Annotated in this window: 21 protein-coding genes; 18 read left to right on the plus strand and 3 right to left on the minus strand. The window is 60.5% G+C overall.

From position 1 onward, the window contains the following. From HX818_RS31095 to recX, 15 genes are all read left to right on the plus strand, one after another. Positions 1–126 carry a hypothetical protein gene (locus tag HX818_RS31095; protein WP_010170085.1) on the plus strand — a complete coding sequence of 42 codons (126 nt, stop codon included), beginning with the start codon at positions 1–3 and terminating at the stop codon, positions 124–126. After that, complete coding sequence (locus HX818_RS00295) at positions 126–1,742, plus strand: hypothetical protein (protein ID WP_177019265.1); 1,617 nt, start codon at positions 126–128, stop codon at positions 1,740–1,742. Before HX818_RS31095 ends, HX818_RS00295 begins: the two co-directional genes overlap by 1 nt. After that, positions 1,729–2,967: a DNA circularization protein gene (locus HX818_RS00300; RefSeq protein ID WP_177019266.1), complete on the plus strand. Its 1,239-nt coding sequence runs from the start codon at positions 1,729–1,731 to the stop codon at positions 2,965–2,967. Before HX818_RS00295 ends, HX818_RS00300 begins: the two co-directional genes overlap by 14 nt. 3 nt (positions 2,968–2,970) lie before the next feature. Next, positions 2,971–4,008, plus strand: coding sequence for a phage baseplate assembly protein (locus HX818_RS00305; RefSeq protein ID WP_177019267.1), 1,038 nt, complete (start codon positions 2,971–2,973; stop codon positions 4,006–4,008). Between the two features lie 16 nt (positions 4,009–4,024). Further along, a complete protein-coding gene (locus tag HX818_RS00310) occupies positions 4,025–4,534 on the plus strand; it encodes a phage baseplate assembly protein V (protein WP_177019268.1) in 510 nt (169 codons plus the stop codon). After that, entirely contained in the window at positions 4,534–4,932 is a 399-nt protein-coding gene (locus HX818_RS00315; RefSeq protein ID WP_177019269.1) for a phage GP46 family protein, read from the plus strand. The genes HX818_RS00310 and HX818_RS00315 overlap by 1 nt, the downstream gene beginning before the upstream one ends. Further along, a complete protein-coding gene (locus tag HX818_RS00320) occupies positions 4,922–5,962 on the plus strand; it encodes a baseplate J/gp47 family protein (RefSeq protein WP_177019270.1) in 1,041 nt (346 codons plus the stop codon). Before HX818_RS00315 ends, HX818_RS00320 begins: the two co-directional genes overlap by 11 nt. Next, positions 5,950–6,549 (plus strand): YmfQ family protein, encoded by a 600-nt coding sequence (locus tag HX818_RS00325; protein ID WP_087695306.1) that lies wholly within the window; start codon positions 5,950–5,952, stop codon positions 6,547–6,549. Before HX818_RS00320 ends, HX818_RS00325 begins: the two co-directional genes overlap by 13 nt. 11 nt (positions 6,550–6,560) lie before the next feature. Beyond that, positions 6,561–7,886: a tail fiber protein gene (locus tag HX818_RS00330; RefSeq protein WP_177019271.1), complete on the plus strand. Its 1,326-nt coding sequence runs from the start codon at positions 6,561–6,563 to the stop codon at positions 7,884–7,886. Between the two features lie 8 nt (positions 7,887–7,894). Beyond that, positions 7,895–8,494 carry a phage tail assembly chaperone gene (locus HX818_RS00335; protein WP_177019272.1) on the plus strand — a complete coding sequence of 200 codons (600 nt, stop codon included), beginning with the start codon at positions 7,895–7,897 and terminating at the stop codon, positions 8,492–8,494. 30 nt (positions 8,495–8,524) lie between these two features. Then, on the plus strand, positions 8,525–9,082 hold the full coding sequence (locus tag HX818_RS00340) for a glycoside hydrolase family 19 protein (protein ID WP_177019273.1): 558 nt from the start codon (positions 8,525–8,527) through the stop codon (positions 9,080–9,082). Next, positions 9,070–9,561, plus strand: coding sequence for a lysis system i-spanin subunit Rz (locus HX818_RS00345; protein WP_177019274.1), 492 nt, complete (start codon positions 9,070–9,072; stop codon positions 9,559–9,561). The genes HX818_RS00340 and HX818_RS00345 overlap by 13 nt, the downstream gene beginning before the upstream one ends. Before the next feature lie 71 nt (positions 9,562–9,632). Further along, positions 9,633–10,133 (plus strand): CinA family protein, encoded by a 501-nt coding sequence (locus HX818_RS00350; protein WP_003208648.1) that lies wholly within the window; start codon positions 9,633–9,635, stop codon positions 10,131–10,133. An 83-nt stretch (positions 10,134–10,216) separates the two neighbouring features. Continuing rightward, on the plus strand, positions 10,217–11,275 hold the full coding sequence (recA, locus tag HX818_RS00355; RefSeq protein WP_003208645.1) for a recombinase RecA: 1,059 nt from the start codon (positions 10,217–10,219) through the stop codon (positions 11,273–11,275). An 8-nt stretch (positions 11,276–11,283) separates the two neighbouring features. Next, positions 11,284–11,751 carry a recombination regulator RecX gene (recX, locus tag HX818_RS00360; protein WP_177019275.1) on the plus strand — a complete coding sequence of 156 codons (468 nt, stop codon included), beginning with the start codon at positions 11,284–11,286 and terminating at the stop codon, positions 11,749–11,751. Between the two features lie 168 nt (positions 11,752–11,919). On the opposite strand, the gene HX818_RS00365 is transcribed toward recX, so the two are convergent. After that, complete coding sequence (locus tag HX818_RS00365; RefSeq protein WP_177019276.1) at positions 11,920–13,029, minus strand: TIGR00730 family Rossman fold protein; 1,110 nt, start codon at positions 13,027–13,029, stop codon at positions 11,920–11,922. A gap of 375 nt (positions 13,030–13,404) precedes the next feature. Next, entirely contained in the window at positions 13,405–13,845 is a 441-nt protein-coding gene (locus HX818_RS00370; RefSeq protein ID WP_003208640.1) for a PA3611 family quorum-sensing-regulated virulence factor, read from the minus strand. Positions 13,846–14,050: 205 nt separating this feature from the next. On the opposite strand from HX818_RS00370, the gene HX818_RS00375 reads away from it, so the two are divergent. The 3 genes from HX818_RS00375 to HX818_RS00385 all read left to right on the plus strand — a co-directional run bounded on the left by HX818_RS00375 (position 14,051) and on the right by HX818_RS00385 (position 16,104). After that, the gene (locus tag HX818_RS00375) at positions 14,051–14,761 is read left to right on the plus strand and encodes a tRNA-uridine aminocarboxypropyltransferase (protein WP_177019277.1); all 711 of its coding nucleotides are present in this window, start codon (positions 14,051–14,053) and stop codon (positions 14,759–14,761) included. A 254-nt stretch (positions 14,762–15,015) separates the two neighbouring features. Beyond that, a complete protein-coding gene (erdR, locus tag HX818_RS00380) occupies positions 15,016–15,666 on the plus strand; it encodes a response regulator transcription factor ErdR (protein WP_003208636.1) in 651 nt (216 codons plus the stop codon). Between the two features lie 75 nt (positions 15,667–15,741). Further along, positions 15,742–16,104: a diacylglycerol kinase gene (locus HX818_RS00385; RefSeq protein WP_003208635.1), complete on the plus strand. Its 363-nt coding sequence runs from the start codon at positions 15,742–15,744 to the stop codon at positions 16,102–16,104. Here the strand turns inward: HX818_RS00385 and HX818_RS00390 are convergent. Then, on the minus strand, positions 16,101–17,027 hold the full coding sequence (locus HX818_RS00390; RefSeq protein ID WP_003208633.1) for a LysR family transcriptional regulator: 927 nt from the start codon (positions 17,025–17,027) through the stop codon (positions 16,101–16,103). The genes HX818_RS00385 and HX818_RS00390 overlap by 4 nt on opposite strands. Positions 17,028–17,081 lie beyond the last annotated feature (54 nt).

Consider the following 17,081-nt stretch of genomic DNA (forward strand, 5'->3'; position numbering starts at 1 on the left):
GTGGCCTATGACCTGGCCTGGTTCTGGAAGGTTGATCCCGAACAGATGCTGGCCAGGCCTTTGGATACGCTCCGGGAATCCCTGGAGCATGCGCAACGGATCAATGCGATGCAGCAGGTGCAGTGATGGCAGAAGCTCAGAAAGTAGAAAGTACCGCGGTGCGCCTGACCGGCATCGACCAGTTGTCGCCCAAGCTCGCTGCGCTGCAGGCCATGGTCGGTCGCTTCAGGCAGAACCTGGAACAGACCGGTCTCGGCAAGCTGGATATCGCCGGTTTGGTGAAGGGCGGTGGGCTGGCGGCACCGTTTATCAGCGGTATCAAATCGGCGCTGGCGTTCAGGGCTGAGGTCGGCGAGGTCAATGCCGCCGTGGGGCAGGGCGTTACCGAAACGGCGGCGCAAGGGCTGAAGGATTTCAACGCGTCGCTGGACAAGGTGTCGGTGGCGTTTGGTACTGCGCTGTTGCCGGCCGTCACGGCGGTGGTGGTCGGGTTGGAGCCGTTGCTGACGACGTTGGCCCAGGTGCTCACCGAAAATCCGCAACTGGTGCAGGGCCTGGCTGCCGGCGCAGTAGCGTTTACCGCGATGCAGGCGGCCGTCACCGGCGTGTCTCAGGCACTGGGCTTGATGCAGCTGGTGCTCAGCGCCAATCCGATAGTTTTGGTGGCTGTAGGCATTGCCGTGGCGGCAGGCTTGATCGTTGCCAACTGGAAGCCGATTTCGGCATTTTTTGTCGGGCTCGGCGAACGGGTGATGGCGGCGATTGGAACCTTGGGCGAGTTTTTCCAGACGGTCTTTGCGTTTCGTCCGCTGGAACAGGTGATGCGCTTGTGGGGGCCGATCACAGGCTTTTTTGCAGGGTTGTGGACGTCGCTGAAGGTAATGGCGCAGCCCTTGGTCGGCTTTTTCACCACACTGTTTTCCTGGTCGCCAATGGGTTTGATCGTCAACAACTGGACGCCGTTGAGCGGTTTTTTTGCGGCCCTCTGGGACTTGCTCAAGGCACTGAGTGTGCCGGTGGTCGAGTTCATGAAAAGTCTGTTCAGTTGGTCACCCCAAGGGCAAATCATTGCCAACTGGGGTGTGATCAGTGAGATGTTTGCGGCGATCTGGAGTGACTTCAAACTCACCGCGCTGGCGGCTTTTACCATCGTCAGCAGTTACTTCGATTGGTCGCCCCTGGACAAGGTTTCTGCCGTCTGGGGTAGCGTCAGCGGTGCATTCGCCTCGATCTGGGGCGATATCAAGTTGCAGGCCCAGGACGCCTTTGTAGTGTTGAGTGGCCTGTTCGACGACTGGCATCCGATGGAGCAACTTGAAGCCATGTGGGCACCGGTGCTGAGTTGGTTCACGGCGCTCTCGGAGAAGCTTGCGGTGATCACCGCACCGATTCGCAAGCTGTTCAACGGTGGGCTGGGTGAGGTGATCAACCAGGCGACCGGCAGTGTGCTGGAGTTGACCACCGAGCAACAGGAACGTAATGCCGAAAGCGCGCGCGATCCGTCCTGGTTCCGCAAGGGGCCTGGCTTGGTATCACCGCTGGCGTCCAGCTCCAGTTCGCTGCTGCAACAAACCGCTGCCAACAACCGCACGCAGCTCAACGGCGATTTGCGGGTGAGCTTCGACAATGCACCGGCCGGCCTGCGGGTCGACCAGCCCAGAACCAACCAGCCCGGCCTGAGCGTCACCCCACGTGTCGGCTACCGTTCCCTGTCCCTTGGAGGCTCCAATGAGCTGGCGTGATCGTTTGTTGCCGGCGTCGTTTCGTGGCGTCGGGTTTTGGGTTGACCAGGCGAAAGTCCCGGTCGGCAAGAAGGGCCAGTTGCACGAATACCCTCAGCGCGACCTGCCTTTTTTTGAAGGGCTGGGCCAACAGTCCAGGGTGCATGAGCTGACGGCATTTGTAGTGGGCGAGGATTGCCTGGAGCAACGCGACAAGTTGCTCAAGGCCCTGGAGGAGGGCGCCGGCGAGCTGGTGCACCCGTGGCTTGGACGGTTGCAGGTCAAGGTCGGCGAATGCGAGATGACCCAAACCCGCCAGGACGGCGGGCTGGTGACCTTTGCCCTGAAGTTCTATCCCGACGAACCTTTGAAGTTTCCCACTACGGCGGTCAATACCCGCCAGCTGTTGCTGGTGTCGGCCGACAGTTTGCTGGGGTCGGCGGTGCTGCGCTTTGAGCAGGCCGTCGCACTGGTGAAGCAGGCGCGGGTGGGCATCCAGGCGTTGCGCAATGGCCTGGCAGAGGTTTACCAGGTGATTGAGCAGCAGTTTGCCCCACTGATTCAGTTGTATGGCGACCTGAATGCCTTGGTCAAAGCCATCAAGGAAGTGCCCAAGGAATTGAGCGCCGAGTTCAAGGGCTTGCTCGGTGATGTGAAAGAGTTGAAGGCATTTGCCCGCAACGGCTATCGCGGCATGCTGGCCAACCTCTCGCAGCAGGTGGAAGCGGCTCGCACTATCGACGTGCCGAAGCTGACCACCGGCAAGGACAGCGTGGCGGCGGTGCAAGCCACTGCCAACCTGGTACAGGATGCGTTGTGGGTGAAGATCGCCCATTGGCTGGCGGACGTACCGGTGGCGACAAAAGCGGTGACCCTCAGTACCACGCCATCCCTGGCGCAACAGGCGGCACAGCCGGTGCAGCGCCGCGAAGTACCGGTGGCCGACGATGTGCTGGTGCTGCGTGACCTTCTGAACGAAGCCATGTGGCAAGCCGCATTGAAGGCCGACGCCGGGCACTATGTTGCGCTGAACGACCTGCGCCAACAGATGTTCGCGCATCTGACGGCGGTGGCTTCGTCCGGTGTCCGGCTGGTCAATCTGACGCCGATGCGCAGCATGCCCGCCTTGCTGTTGGCCTATCAGCGGTTCGGTGACGCGACGCGAGTGGGCGAGGTGGTGCAGCGCAATCGGGTGGCTCACCCGGGCTTCCTGCCACCGGCGGACCTGCAAGTGGTCAGGGAGTAACTCATGAACGAGTTGGACAATGCCGTCACCCTGACCGTGGACGGCCTGGATTATGGCGGCTGGAAAAGCGTGGAAATCAGCGCCGACCTGGAGCGTCAATTTCGCACCTTCACCCTCAACATCACCTGGCAATGGCCCGGGCAAACCCTGGCGGCGCCGATCAAGCCCGGCGCCCGTTGCCAGGTACGCATCGGTTGCGACCTGGTGCTCACCGGCTTTGTGTTCAAGGCGCCCATCAGTTACGACGGCCGACAGATCAGCCTGAGTATTCAGGGCGGCTCAGTGACCCAGGACCTGGTGGACTGCGCAGCGATAAACCAGCCCGGCCAGTGGCGCGGGCAAAATGTGCTGAGCATCGTCCGGGCGCTGACGGCCACCTATGGCGTGGAGGTGCACAGCGAGATTGCCGAAACCGCGCGCCTGCATACCCACAGCATCGTGCCCGGGGAGACGGTATTTCAATCCATCGACCGCTTGCTGACGTTGTATCGGGTGTTCTCCACCGACGATGCGGATGGGCGCCTGGTATTGGCATCGCCCGGTAGTGCAGGGCGTGCGAATGACAGCCTGGAGCTGGGCCAGAACATCCTTTCGGCTAACGCACCGATGGACTTCAGCTCGGTATTTTCCGAGTACCGCGTCATCGGCCAGCACAAGGGCGATGATCAAAAAAACGCAGCGGCGGTCAGTGAGGTTTCAGGGATTTCCCGGGATGAAAAAGCCACGCGAAAACGCGTCACGGTGATCAGCGAACCGACGCAGTTGACCCCCGAGCTGGCCCAGCAACGCGCCGACTGGGAACGCGCCACCCGTACCGGAAAAGCCCTGACCACCACCTACACCGTGCAAGGCTGGCGGCAGTCCAACGGCGATTTGTGGCGCCACAACCTGTTGGTGCGGGTGATCGATCCGGTGCTGGGCTTTGACCAGGACATGCTGATCTCCAAGGTCACCTGGTCGCTCTCCGACCAAGGTTCGATCACCACGCTACAGGTGGCGCCGCCGTCCACCTTTGATGCCAATCCGTTGCCATCCGCTTAACCACCAAGGAATTTCCATGAGCTTACTGACTCGCCTGCTGGCGCGCGGCACTGTCGTGCTCGCCCACTCGGCCACCAAGCTGCAATCGCTGCAAATGCGCCTGACGGCAGGCGAAGTGAACGACGACATGGAGCACTTCGAACCCTACGGGTTTACCAGCAACCCTCTGGCGGGTGCTGAAGGCATCGCCACCTTCCTGGGCGGTGACCGCTCCCATGCCATCGTGCTGGTGGTGGCCGACCGTCGCTATCGCTTGCAGTCCCTGGCGCCGGGTGAAGTGGCGATCTATACCGACGAAGGCGACAAAGTTCATTTCAAGCGCGGGCGGGTAATCGACATTGAAACCGGCACCTTGAATATCCGCGCCAGCCAGGCGGTGAACATTGATACGCCGACCCTGACCCAGAGCGGCAAGATCATCTCCCAGGGCGACCAGATTGCCGGCGGCATCAGCCAGATCCAGCACGTGCATGTGGGCGTCCAGCCCGGCAGCGGCCAGACCGGTGCGCCGGCGGGAGGCCAGTGATGTTTGTCTCCGACAACCTGAAAAAGGCCCTGACCCGCTCGGTGCTGATCAGCCTGTTCACCTGGCGCCGTGCCGCGTCCGACGATGCGGTTGACGATGACGAGCGCTTCGGCTGGTGGGGCGACAGTTTTCCCAGCGTGGCCGACGACCGTATCGGCTCAAGATTGTGGTTGCTGCGCCGGGTCAAGCTGACCCACCAGACGCAACTGGACGCCGAATTCTATGCCCGCGAAGCCTTGCAATGGCTGATCGACGACGGGCATTGCAGCGCCATCGAAGTCCTCAGTGAGCGCCTCGACGCCCAGCGGCTCAACCTGCGCACGCAGCTGACCCTGGCCGATGGCGAGCGCCTGGACATCAACCCTGATAACAGTTGGCAGGTGATCTATGCCGTTTGAAACCCCTTCGCTGCCGGTGCTGATCAAACGCACCCAAAGCGACCTGGCCAGCGATTCGCTGCGCCAGTCCGATGCCCAGGTCCTGGCGCGCACACTGAGTGGCGCTGCGTTCGGCCTGTACGGTTATCTCGATTGGATCGCTGAGCAGATCCTGCCGGATACCGCGGATGAATCCACCCTGGAGCGCATCGCCGCGCTGCGTTTGAACCAGGCTCGCAAGGCGGCGGTGGCCGCCAGTGGCAGCGTGAGTTTTACCGCAGCGGCGGGCGCGGTGCTGGATGTGGACACGGTGCTGCAAGCCAGTGATGGTCGCAGCTTCAAAGTCACCGCTGCCGGTACCACCCATGCAGGCCTCAACACCGCCACGGTGCAGGCGATTGATGCCGGCACGCTGGGCAACGCTGATGCCGGGCTGAGCCTGATCGCGGTCCAGCCGCTGCAAGGTATTGGTTCGACCTTTACCGTGCTGGCGCCGGGGCTGACCGGCGGTGTGGCGCGAGAAACCCTGGAGTCGCTGCGGGCGCGGGTGATTCGTTCCTATCGCGTTATTCCCCAGGGCGGTTCGGCACAGGATTACGAGACCTGGTCCCTCGAAGTGCCCGGCATTACCCGCGCATGGTGTCGCGGCAATTACCTGGGGCCGGGGACGGTGGGGGTGTTCGTGATGCGTGACGACGACCCGCAGCCGATCCCCAATGCCGCGCAGCTGGCGCAGGTTCAAGCCCATATCGAACCGCTGCGGCCAGTGACCGCTGATGTGTATGTGTTGGCGCCGGTGATGAAGCCAGTGGTTTATCAACTGCGCCTGACCCCCGACACCAGCGCCGTGCGCGCGGCCGTCGAGGCCCAACTGCGAGACTTGCACAATCGCGAGGCGGGGCTGGGCGACAGCTTGTTGCTGACCCACATCGCCGAAGCCATCAGCACCGCCACCGGTGAGACCGATCACACACTGACAAGCCCGCTGGCGGACGTTACGGCGGCGACAAACCAGTTACTGGTGTTTGGAGGTATCACATGGCTGGGATAAGGACGGCTGGCCAGTACGAGGAACAACTGATCGCCCTGTTGCCCAGCGGTCCGGCCTGGGACCTGGAGACCATGCCGCAGTTGCAGACGGTGCTCAAAGGCATCGCCGAAGAACTTACGCGCATCGACGCCCGCGCCTGCGACCTGCAAAACGAAATGGACCCCGTGACCGTCAGCGAACTGGTGCCGGAGTGGGAAAGGGTGATGCAACTGCCCGACCCTTGCCTGGGCTTGAGCCCGCTGTACGACGACCGTCGCCTGGCGGTGCGTCGACGTCTGTTGGCGGTGGGCAGCCAGCGCGCCGCGTACTACATCGAAATCGCCCGCAGCCAGGGTTATCCCGACGCCAGTGTCACTGAACATCGCGCCCCGCGCATGGGCCGCTCACGGTTTGGCGCGGCGCATTTTGGCACCTGGCAGGCGCACTTCATGTGGACGCTCAACACCGGCGGCCGCCAGCACCTGGGGCGGCGGTTTGGGGCGAGTTATTGGGGAGAGCGGTTTGGCGTCAACCCGGGCAATGCCCTGGAGTGCCTGATTCATCGCAGCGCACCTGCACATACGCAGGTGCACATCAATTATGACTAGAGGATAGAAGCGTGGATTATCCAAAGAGTGTGCCCAGCGTTGGGCTGGTGAATGGCAAGTTTGTGGATGAAAACCCGGTGACCGGGACGCCGGGGAGTTTGATTCCGGCAGCTTGGGGGAATGGGGTTACGCAGGAGATTTTGAATGTGCTGGCGGCGGCGGGGATTGCGCCGGATGAGACGAAGACGGATCAGTTGGCGCAGGCGTTGACTGTTTTGAGTGATTGGTTGAGGTTGAGGAATAAGCCGACGACGTTGGCGGGGTATGGGATTACGGATGCTCTGGTGGTAGGCCGTACGTCCCAGCAGCGCCCAAGTCTTTCTTCCAGCATATTGGGTGAGATCGGCAATGGACAGGGGGGCGCACTGGAAATTCGTGAAGCGCAAGAAGTTTCTGATTCCACACGAGATTTCAACTATGCACCACGAATCATGTTCCATTGGGGCAAGATAATTGCTCGAGCACTCGCGATGAACGCGGACGGTGAGTTGCTCTGGAGTTCGAAGAAAATTTGGTCTGAGATCAACTTCAACCCTTCAACCAAAGCGGATAAGGCCACGACCCTTGCGGGCTATGGTGTGACAGATGCGCTGAGCATTGGCCAATACGGACTGGGTGGCAATGTTGCACCTGCTGCCGCGATTGATACCGTTGGGCTACCCGGCGGGTTTTATTATTACAGTGCCGGGAATACCAGTTTCGCCAACTACGTCGGATTGGTGAATATCCCTTACGGCGACGGAAATTACGCGGGGCAGATTGGTTTTCAGCAGGGGAACACAGAACCGGATGTCTACATCCGAGGCTGCTCTCAGGCTAAGGTCTGGAGCCCAACACGAAGGCTCTGGCACTCTGGAAATCTCGACCCAGCGTCGATGGGGGTTCCGGTCGGGACGACGATTCAGTATTGCGGTGCCTCGGCACCGGCTGGGTTTTTGAAAGAGAACGGGGCTGCGGTTTCTCGTACAGCCTATTCAAAGCTGTTTGACGTGATAGGGACGACGTTTGGCGCTGGTGACGGAAGCACTACGTTTAACCTGCCGGACAGCCGTGGTGAGTTCATCCGTGGCTTTGACGATGGACGCGGCGTGGACCCGCAACGCGGGCTGGGGTCGTTGCAACTGGATGCGATGCAAGGCCATTGGCACGGCCCTCGTCCTGGCACCACTCTGAACGGGAGCCCAGGCAACTGGAACGGCGTGGGCGGTGGTTCCAACGCATCGTTCAACATTGGCAGCACCGGTGACCCCGTAACCAACGGCGTCAATGGTGTTCCACGCACCGCCAACGAAACGCGTCCGCGCAACACTTCCCGTCTTATGTGCATCAAGTACTGAGGTCAATCATGACTACTTCTGCCCCCGTTATTTATCAGGCACACCCGGTGACGGGCGAATACATCGGAACGGCTTTTGCTGACCCCGATCCACTTGTCGAGGGTGCCTGGCTTATCCCCTCCATGGCTTTCAGTGAAGCCCCGCCTGTAACCGAGCCCGGCTTTGCTGCGGTTCACGTTAAAGATGCTCAAGCTATCTGGAACCTGGTTCCGGACCTGCGCGGTCTTGTGTATCGAACGGATACCGGCGAGGAGATCCAATGGCAGCAGTTAGGTGAGTTGCCGTTGGAACTTACCTCGCTGAAACGCCCCGGGTCAGATCACGTTTGGGATGGCTCGTCCTGGCATCTCGATGAAAAACTGAGGAACACGAACGAGTGTGAATCCGAACGACTCTGGCGGGATTCGGAAATCGACAGTATCAAGTGGCTTCGCGAGCGCCATCGGGATGAGTCCGATCTGAAGCGAGATACCACGCTGACAGAAGGACAATTTGCGCAACTGCTGGCTTATTTCCAACTGCTGCGTGATTGGCCGCAGAACTCGAAGTTTCCAGCCTCCGAATTTCGACCGGTTAAACCGGACTGGATGGTTGGCCTTGTACAATAGTGTGGTGCTCGTGAGTTCGGAGGTTTTTTCATGCCGATAACCCAGAATGATCTTGTGCAAATCATGCCTAACGCCCGCTCCCAAGCGGGCGTTTTCGTATCTGCGCTGAACACAGCCATGTCCAACCGCCAAATCACCACACCCAAACGCATCGCCGCCTTCCTCGCCCAAATCGGCCACGAATCCGGCGAACTGCGTTACGTACGTGAGCTGGGCAGCGATCAATACCTGAGTAAGTACGACACCGGCACCCTGGCCGCCCGCCTGGGCAACACCCCGGAAGCCGATGGCGATGGCCAGAAGTATCGCGGCCGCGGCCTGATCCAGATCACCGGCCGGCGCAACTACCTGGCGTGCAGTCAGGCACTGTTCGGCGATGAGCGTTTGTTGCACCAACCGGAGTTGCTGGAGACGCCGCAATGGGCGTGCGAATCTGCCGCGTGGTTCTGGCAGCGCAATGGCTTGAACGAGCTGGCTGACCAGGACCAGTTCACCACGATCACCCGGCGCATCAATGGTGGCCTCAACGGTCTGGAGAACCGTATGCAACTGTGGGCGCGGGCGAAGGCGGTGTCATGGGCTTCCTGACGTCGTGTCGCCTGCTTGGGTTTTGCCTGTTGTTCGCAGTTTCGGCGGGTGTTGCCTGGCAGGTACAGGCTTGGCGATATGGCGCACAACTCGAGCACCTGCAGGCTCTGCATGCCGCAGCACTCAGCCAGCAACAACAGGCCGAACAGGATAAACGGCTGGCACTGGAGCAACAACTCAGCGCCAGCGACCAACAACACACCCGGGAGCTTTCCGATGCACAACGCGCTCAGGCTCACCTGCGGGATCGCCTGGCCACTGCTGATGTGCGGTTGTCAGTCCTTCTCGACGCCAGCGATTCAGCCAGCGGCTGTACAATGCCAGCCACCGCCCCCTCCGGCAGCCTGGTTCATGGCGCCCCGCGAGCCCGACTTGACCCGGCGCATGCTCAACGAATTATCGGCATCACCGACGACGGCGATAACGCAATGATCGCCTTGCGCGCCTGCCAGGCGTATGTCCAGGCCGTCGCGCGTTAGTCTCTTGTAACTTGCATGGCCCATGGGCTCCTGTAGGGTAGGCGAACGCCCGTCCACTCCAGGAGATGACCGTGAAGGAAATTACTCAACTCGCCGCTGAACTTGGCCGACGCTTGCAGGTTCTCAATGCCCACGTCACAACGGCCGAGTCGTGCACCGGCGGCGGTATCGCCGAGGCAATCACGCGGATTCCCGGGAGTTCGGCCTGGTTCGAGGCGGGCTATGTCACGTATTCCAATCGCCAGAAGACCCGGCAACTGAATGTGCCGGAAGCTCTGTTCCCCAAGGTCGGTGCCGTCAGCCGCGAAGTGGTGGAGGCGATGGTGCGGGGCGCCCAGGAGAAAAGCCTGGCGCGTTTTGCCGTGGCAGTCAGCGGCGTGGCCGGGCCCGATGGCGGTTCGCCGGACAAGCCGGTGGGCACCGTATGGCTGGCCTGGGGCGTGGGCGATGAGGTTACCGCCGAGCTCGAACACTTCCCCGGCAACCGCGACGAGGTCCGCCGACAAACGGTAAAGGCCGCGCTAGAGGGCTTGTTGCGACGAGCTGCAGCAGAAATAGAAAATCAGGGGTAGGCGATCACGGATCTTTGTGGAACAATACTGTCTACTTATACAGGTGTTGGCCGCCAGGCCTTATTGATTACGTGAGGACTTTAATGGACGACAACAAGAAGAAAGCCTTGGCTGCGGCCCTGGGTCAGATCGAACGTCAATTCGGCAAGGGTGCCGTAATGCGTATGGGCGATCACGACCGTCAGGCGATCCCGGCTATCTCCACTGGCTCTCTGGGTCTGGACATCGCGCTCGGCATTGGCGGCCTGCCAAAAGGCCGTATCGTTGAGATCTACGGTCCTGAATCTTCCGGTAAAACCACCCTGACCCTGTCGGTGATTGCCCAGGCACAAAAAATGGGCGCCACCTGTGCGTTCGTCGATGCCGAGCACGCCCTGGATCCTGAATACGCCGGCAAGCTGGGCGTCAACGTTGACGACCTGCTGGTTTCGCAACCGGACACAGGTGAGCAAGCGCTGGAAATCACCGACATGCTGGTGCGCTCCAACGCCATCGACGTGATCGTGGTCGACTCCGTGGCAGCCCTGGTACCCAAGGCTGAAATCGAAGGCGAAATGGGCGACATGCACGTGGGCCTTCAAGCCCGCTTGATGTCCCAGGCCCTGCGTAAAATCACCGGTAACATCAAGAACGCCAACTGCCTGGTGATCTTCATCAACCAGATCCGGATGAAGATCGGCGTGATGTTCGGCAGCCCGGAAACCACCACCGGTGGTAACGCGCTGAAGTTCTACGCTTCGGTCCGTCTGGACATCCGTCGTACTGGCGCGGTGAAGGAAGGTGACGAGGTTGTCGGTAGCGAAACCCGCGTTAAAGTCGTGAAGAACAAGGTGGCCCCGCCGTTCCGTCAGGCCGAGTTCCAGATTCTCTACGGCAAGGGTATCTACCTGAACGGCGAGATGATCGACCTGGGCGTGCTGCACGGTTTCGTCGAGAAATCCGGTGCCTGGTATGCCTACAACGGCAGCAAGATCGGCCAGGGCAAGGCCAACTCGGCCAAGTTCCTTGCGGATAACCCGGATGTTGCCGCTACGCTCGAGAAGCAGATCCGCGACAAGTTGCTGACCCCGGCACCTGACGTCAAGGCTGCCGCCAACCGCGAGCCGGTTGAAGAAGTAGAAGAAGTCGACACTGACATCTGAAGCAAACGATGAGCGTTGTCCTGGATACACCCGTCGCCGTAAGGCGCACTGCAATGGACCTGCTCGCACGGCGCGAGCATGGTCGAGTCGAGCTGACGCGTAAGCTGCGTCAGCGTGGCGCAGATCCCGAGATGATCGACGCAGCCCTTGACCGTTTGACGGAAGAAGGGCTGCTGTCGGAGTTCCGTTACCTCGAAAGTTTCGTCTCCTACCGAGCCCGATCCGGCTATGGCCCTGCACGAATTCGTGAAGAGCTGAGCCAGCGTGGCCTGCACCGGGCTGATATCGAACTCGCGTTGCGTGAGTGCGGCATCAGTTGGCAGGCACAACTGGAAGAAACCTGGCGGCGCAAGTTTGCCGGTCATCTGCCTATTGATGCGCGTGAGCGGGCTAAGCAAGGTCGCTTCCTGAGTTATCGCGGGTTTTCGATGGAGATGATCAGTCGCCTGTTGAGCGGTCGGGATATGGATGACTGAAGGCTGCGCCTGGTAAATGGTTGCTCTGATCATTGCGGGGCTTGGTGTGGCGAGGGAGCTTGCTCCCGCTAGGCTGCGCAGCGGCCCTAACCTGCGCATCGTTCTACCTGACACAACCCAAAAGGCCCACTATGAAAATAGCGGGCCTTTTTGCGTTTCAGTGTCAGGTCACGCCGTCTCCGTCACCCGCTGCTGCGGTTTTCCCTGAGCCTGGGCCCAGTTTTCCGGCAAGTTGATGTAATCCACCAATTCCCGCAACCGTCCCTGATCACGCCCGTTGAAGTTGAACACCAGCCGCGTCAGATGGCTGAAGCTTGGCTCGTCATGCTCTTCGCCGGTGTACGCGACTTGTTGGAAGTCGCCACTGAGGCGAAGGCTGGCGAACGCCTCCTGCAGGTGGGCCAGTGCGCGGTCACTCAACGGATGATTCATGCGAATCACAAACTGGCGCTTCAGCCAGCGGGTGGAGTGGAAGTTGGCGTAGAACTGGTTGATTTCGTCCACCGCCTCTTCGGCGCTGTACACCAGGCGGACCAGCTTGAGGTCGGTGGGCAGGATGTAGCGATTGGCCTCAAGCTGGCTGCGGATAAAGTCCAGTGCGCCTTGCCAGAAGCTACCACCCGGTGCATCCAGCAGTACCACCGGTACCAGCGGGCTTTTGCCGGTCTGGATCAGGGTCAGCACCTCCAGCGCTTCATCCAGGGTACCGAAACCGCCCGGGCACAGGATCAAGGCGTCGGCTTCCTTGACGAAGAACAGCTTGCGGGTAAAGAAGAAGTGGAAGGACAGCAGGTTCTCGGTGCCATCGATGGTCGGGTTGGCGTGCTGTTCAAAGGGCAGGGTGATGTTGAACCCCAGGCTGTGCTCCAGGCCGGCACCCTCGTGGGCCGCCGCCATGATGCCGCCGCCGCCGCCGGTGATCACCATCAGGTCCGAACGGGCCAGGACCGCGCCCACTTCCCGGGCCAGTGCATACAGCGGGCTTTCCACCGGCGTGCGAGCCGAGCCGAACACGGTGACTTTGCGCCGCCCCTTGAACTGTTCGAGCACGCGGAAGGCGTGGTCCAGTTCCCGTATCGCCTGCAAGGTGATCTTGGCATTCCAGCGGCTGCGGTCGTCCTGGGCCATGCGCAACACGGTGAAGATCATGTCGCGATAAAGGGGGATATTTGGACTGTTGGGCGCAATCAAGTGGAGTTGCGCGTCGACCTGCTGCGTGAGGTCGGTGCCGTTTTCTTCAAATTGACGGATCAGGAGTTCATTCGGTTCGTAAGGCATTCAACTTCTCCTTCTTCACAGAACCCTGGGTGCCGGCGAGAAATTCGTCGGGACCACGACACTGCATGTGTCGTTGCCTCTGATTAACGAGGTGGGCGAAACCGGTTCTGTATATTCCTTATGATTAAAAACCTTTGCATTGCACGCTCAGGAGGGCAACCCTCTTTTGCCCTGAAAATGTTACAGGACGGTGTGAAAACCCGATGTTCCAGGCGTTCAGGATGAATTGATCATGAGCCTATAAAGTCTTGGCTGGCAACCGCTTATTGATCACTTCTGAGGGAGTTTAGACGCTGCCGCGGGCGGGCAATGGCGGAGAGTGCAGAGGGGTATATTGCGCGCCGCTGGTCAGCGGCGCGCGACAGGAGTTATCGCTTACTTTTTCTTCTTCGCGGCAGCCGGTGCCGGGCAATCTGCTTCCTGGAACTTCACCGAGGCTACCGGGCGGTTGGTTTTGTTCTCGGTGATTTCATAGCGCATGATCGCGCCCTTGGCCATCAGCTCGCGGTAACCCTTGTTCAGGCACACACTTTGGCCGAGCTGGAAGTACACAGCCTTGGGGTTGGCGCGCATTTGCTCGGCGCGGTCGGGCAGTACGCTCAAATGGTCAATCAGCTGCAAGCCTTCAACGGTGTAGGCAACTTCCAGGGTCTTTTCGTCAATTTCCCGTGGCAGTTCTTTGTTGGTTTCCTCTGCGACGCTTTGCAGCTTCCTGTTCAGTTGAGCCTCCAGCAACGAGGCCGCTTGGGCACCCAGAGGCAACACCAGCGCGAGGGCGACGGACGGAACTACAAGGCGTGGCATAAGACGCAGCATGAAACTCTCCTGATTCGGTTACTGGTGCATAGACCAGCCACTGCGCTGTGCGTTCAGTGGCGCGGGATTATAGGTGACCGCTTGCCCCTAGGGCCAGCCTATTGCCGGGAAGTGCAGGTGGCCGGGGGCGGCTCTGGTAAACTGCGGTAACTTTTGCCTTCCGAGTTCTATCCGTGTCGATTTCCACTTCCCTGCGGCGCACCCGATGAGCCATGCCGTCTCCCGTTTGCGCACGCAGCGCCTGGCCCGTGCCGTAAAACCGTTTGTAGCGCGAGGCTCGCGGGCCGAACGCTGCCCCGGCTGCCGGGTGATTCCCGAGTACTGCCTGTGCGCCTGGCGGCCCAAGGTCCAGGCCAGATCCGGCATGTGCCTGCTGATGCACGACGTAGAGCCGATGAAACCCAGCAACACCGGCTGGCTGATTGCCGATGTGATCAACGACACGACCGCGTTCCCCTGGTCGCGCACTGAGGTTGAGCCGGAGTTGCTGACCTTGCTGGCCGACCCGCAATGGCAGCCATACATCGTCTTTCCCGGCGAATTCGTGGCCCCGGAGCGGGTGGTCCATCAGGTCAAGCTGGAGGAGGGCAAGCGCCCGCTGTTCATTTTGCTGGACGGCACCTGGAGCGAGGCGCGCAAGATGTTCCGCAAGAGCCCGTACCTGGAGCACTTGCCGGTGCTGAGCCTGGCGCCCGAGCAACTGTCGCGCTACAAGCTGCGTCGCTCCAAGCGTGATGACCACTTCTGCACCGCCGAAGTCGCCGCGCTGTGCCTGGAGCTGGCTGAAGATGCCGCAGCCAGTGAAGTCCTGGATGCCTATCTGGACGTATTCAGCACTCACTACCTGGCCGCCAAGTTTCAACTGGCGCTGGACCCGGCCGATGTCGTCCATACTCGCCTTGCACCTTATCTATAGGTGTCATGGCCAGCCGACCTTTGCATGATGGCCGCGCAAACGCGCAGCCCGCTAAAATAGCCACGGGCGTAGCGCTTGACCACCCAGGCTACGCTGGGCATGCTTGGCGCCGATTGGGGCGCTGTCACAGATTGGATACGTCGCTTTTTGACGTTGAGCGCGCCCTTTGGTGACTGCTGGCCTGGCAGCCACCTTGCGCGTTGGCGAGCACTGAACCCATCAGTGCCGCCCTAAAAAACAGGATCATTTAATAAATGGCCACATACGAAATCCTGATTGCCGATGACCACCCGCTGTTTCGCAGTGCGCTGCACCAGGCGGTCACGTTGGGCCTGGGGCCGGATGTACGCCTCGTCGAAGTCGCCAGCATTGCCGAGCTGGAAACCCGCCTTACCGAAAAGTCCGACTGGGACCTGGTCCTGCTGGACCTGAACATGCCGGGTGCCTACGGTTTTTCCGGGCTGGTGCTGCTGCGTGGGCAATACCCGCAAATTCCGGTGGTGATGGTATCGGCCCAGGAAGAGGCGTCGGTGGTGGTGCGCTCCAAGGAGTTCGGTGCCAGTGGTTTCATTCCCAAGTCCAGCTCCATGGAAGACATCCAGAAAGCCGTGCGCACGGTGCTGGATGGCGATGTCTCCTGGCCGCCGCAGGCCTTTGAAGAGATCAACGTCTCCGACGAAGCCAAGGCCGCGCGTGATGGCCTGGCCAGCCTCACGCCCCAGCAGTTCCGCGTATTGACCATGGTCTGCGAAGGCCTGTTGAACAAACAGATTGCCTACGAGTTGAGCGTGTCGGAAGCGACCATCAAGGCTCACGTCACGGCGATCTTCCGCAAGCTCGGCGTACGTACGCGAACCCAGGCGGCGCTGCTCTTGCAACAACTTGAGTCAATTTCGCAGCATTAAGACGCTGTTCATTCACGTTTTTTTGACTTTGCTTGCTCTAGTTTCCCCACACCTTTTTGCTCAGTTGCCTACTCTATGTCGCCTTTCAAGGGTCAAACCGGTATCAAACGTATTTTCAACGCAGGCGGATATTCCCTGGATGGCCTGCGTGCGGCTTTCACCGGCGAGGCGGCGTTTCGTCAGCTGGTGTTGCTCAATGTCATCCTGATCCCGCTGAGTTTCTTCCTTAACGTCAGCCGGGTAGAGCGGGCGCTGCTGATTGCGGTGTGCCTGCTGGCACTGATCGTCGAGTTGCTCAACTCCGCCGTCGAAGCGGCGATCGACCGGATTTCCCTGGACCTGCACCCCTTGTCGAAAAATGCCAAGGACATGGGCAGCGCCGCGCAGTTCGTAGCGCTGACCATGATTACCCTGGTGTGGGCCGTGATCCTGATCTAGGCAATGGTCGGCAGTACAATTTCGTCGCTGCGCTGCACCCCGGCGGTGAACGACCGGCACAGCTCGAGGAATTCGCGCATCGCCGAGGTCTGGTACTTCTGCTTGTGCCAGATGAAGTAGAACTGCCGGGCCAGGTCCAGGTCCGGGGTTTCCACCGGTACCAGGCTGCCACGCCGGAAGGCGTCGCGCAGCGCCAGCCGGGAAATGCAGCCAATCCCCAAGCCTGATTCCACCGCGCGTTTGATTGCCTCGGTGTGTTCCAGCTCCAGGCGGATATTCAGCGCGCTGCGGTGATGCCGCATGGCCTGGTCAAAGGTCAGGCGTGTTCCAGAGCCTTGTTCCCGCAGGATCCACGCTTCATGGGTCAGCTCTTCCATGGTCGCCTGGCCGCGCTTGGCCAAGTGATGCTGGGGTGCGCAGAACACCACCAGTTCATCTTCCACCCAGGTTTGCACCTCGATGTCCGGGTGGCTGCAGTCGCCTTCGATTAGACCCAGATCAATTTCGTAATGCGCCACCTGATGCACGATATGCGCAGTGTTCTGCACGTGCAGCTTCACCTGGCTCTCGGGATGCTGCTGCATGAAGCTGCCGATCAGCAGCGTGGCCAGGTAGTTGCCGATGGTCAGCGTGGCCCCGACCGCCAGGGAGCCGAAGCCCGACTTGCCGTTGAGCAGGTCCTCGATCTCCTTGGCCTGGTCCAGCAGTGCCACCGCCTGGGGCAATAGCTGGTGACCGAGGGCGTTGAGGCTCAGGCGTTTGCCCGCGCGGTCGAACAACTGGCAGCTGGATTGACGCTCCAGCTCGGTAATCGACGTGCTGGCGGCGGATTGAGATAAGGCCAGAAGGCCAGCAGCGCGCGAGACGCTTTCCTGCTGGGCGACGGCGACGAAGACTTGCAGTTGACGTAGAGTAAATCGCATATCGATATAACCGATAACCCTTATCTTAATAATCCAGTTAACAGATATTGTCGC

The organism is Pseudomonas sp. F9001 (assembly GCF_013385435.1).
In the GTDB taxonomy this organism is placed as follows: Bacteria; Pseudomonadota; Gammaproteobacteria; order Pseudomonadales; family Pseudomonadaceae; genus Aquipseudomonas.

Excerpts from the sequence above, each read along its gene's own strand:
- HX818_RS00295 (WP_177019265.1), top strand. The coding sequence starts at position 126 with ATGGCAGAAGCTCAGAAAGTAGAAAGTACCGCGGTGCGCCTGACCGGC.
- HX818_RS00300 (WP_177019266.1), top strand. The coding sequence starts at position 1,729 with ATGAGCTGGCGTGATCGTTTGTTGCCGGCGTCGTTTCGTGGCGTCGGG.
- HX818_RS00305 (WP_177019267.1), top strand. The coding sequence starts at position 2,971 with ATGAACGAGTTGGACAATGCCGTCACCCTGACCGTGGACGGCCTGGAT.
- HX818_RS00310 (WP_177019268.1), top strand. The coding sequence starts at position 4,025 with ATGAGCTTACTGACTCGCCTGCTGGCGCGCGGCACTGTCGTGCTCGCC.
- HX818_RS00315 (WP_177019269.1), top strand. The coding sequence starts at position 4,534 with ATGTTTGTCTCCGACAACCTGAAAAAGGCCCTGACCCGCTCGGTGCTG.
- HX818_RS00320 (WP_177019270.1), top strand. The coding sequence starts at position 4,922 with ATGCCGTTTGAAACCCCTTCGCTGCCGGTGCTGATCAAACGCACCCAA.
- HX818_RS00325 (WP_087695306.1), top strand. The coding sequence starts at position 5,950 with ATGGCTGGGATAAGGACGGCTGGCCAGTACGAGGAACAACTGATCGCC.
- HX818_RS00335 (WP_177019272.1), top strand. The coding sequence starts at position 7,895 with ATGACTACTTCTGCCCCCGTTATTTATCAGGCACACCCGGTGACGGGC.
- HX818_RS00340 (WP_177019273.1), top strand. The coding sequence starts at position 8,525 with ATGCCGATAACCCAGAATGATCTTGTGCAAATCATGCCTAACGCCCGC.
- HX818_RS00345 (WP_177019274.1), top strand. The coding sequence starts at position 9,070 with ATGGGCTTCCTGACGTCGTGTCGCCTGCTTGGGTTTTGCCTGTTGTTC.
- recA (WP_003208645.1), top strand. The coding sequence starts at position 10,217 with ATGGACGACAACAAGAAGAAAGCCTTGGCTGCGGCCCTGGGTCAGATC.
- recX (WP_177019275.1), top strand. The coding sequence starts at position 11,284 with ATGAGCGTTGTCCTGGATACACCCGTCGCCGTAAGGCGCACTGCAATG.
- HX818_RS00365 (WP_177019276.1), bottom strand. The coding sequence starts at position 13,029 with ATGCCTTACGAACCGAATGAACTCCTGATCCGTCAATTTGAAGAAAAC.
- HX818_RS00370 (WP_003208640.1), bottom strand. The coding sequence starts at position 13,845 with ATGCTGCGTCTTATGCCACGCCTTGTAGTTCCGTCCGTCGCCCTCGCG.
- HX818_RS00375 (WP_177019277.1), top strand. The coding sequence starts at position 14,051 with ATGAGCCATGCCGTCTCCCGTTTGCGCACGCAGCGCCTGGCCCGTGCC.
- erdR (WP_003208636.1), top strand. The coding sequence starts at position 15,016 with ATGGCCACATACGAAATCCTGATTGCCGATGACCACCCGCTGTTTCGC.
- HX818_RS00385 (WP_003208635.1), top strand. The coding sequence starts at position 15,742 with ATGTCGCCTTTCAAGGGTCAAACCGGTATCAAACGTATTTTCAACGCA.
- HX818_RS00390 (WP_003208633.1), bottom strand. The coding sequence starts at position 17,027 with ATGCGATTTACTCTACGTCAACTGCAAGTCTTCGTCGCCGTCGCCCAG.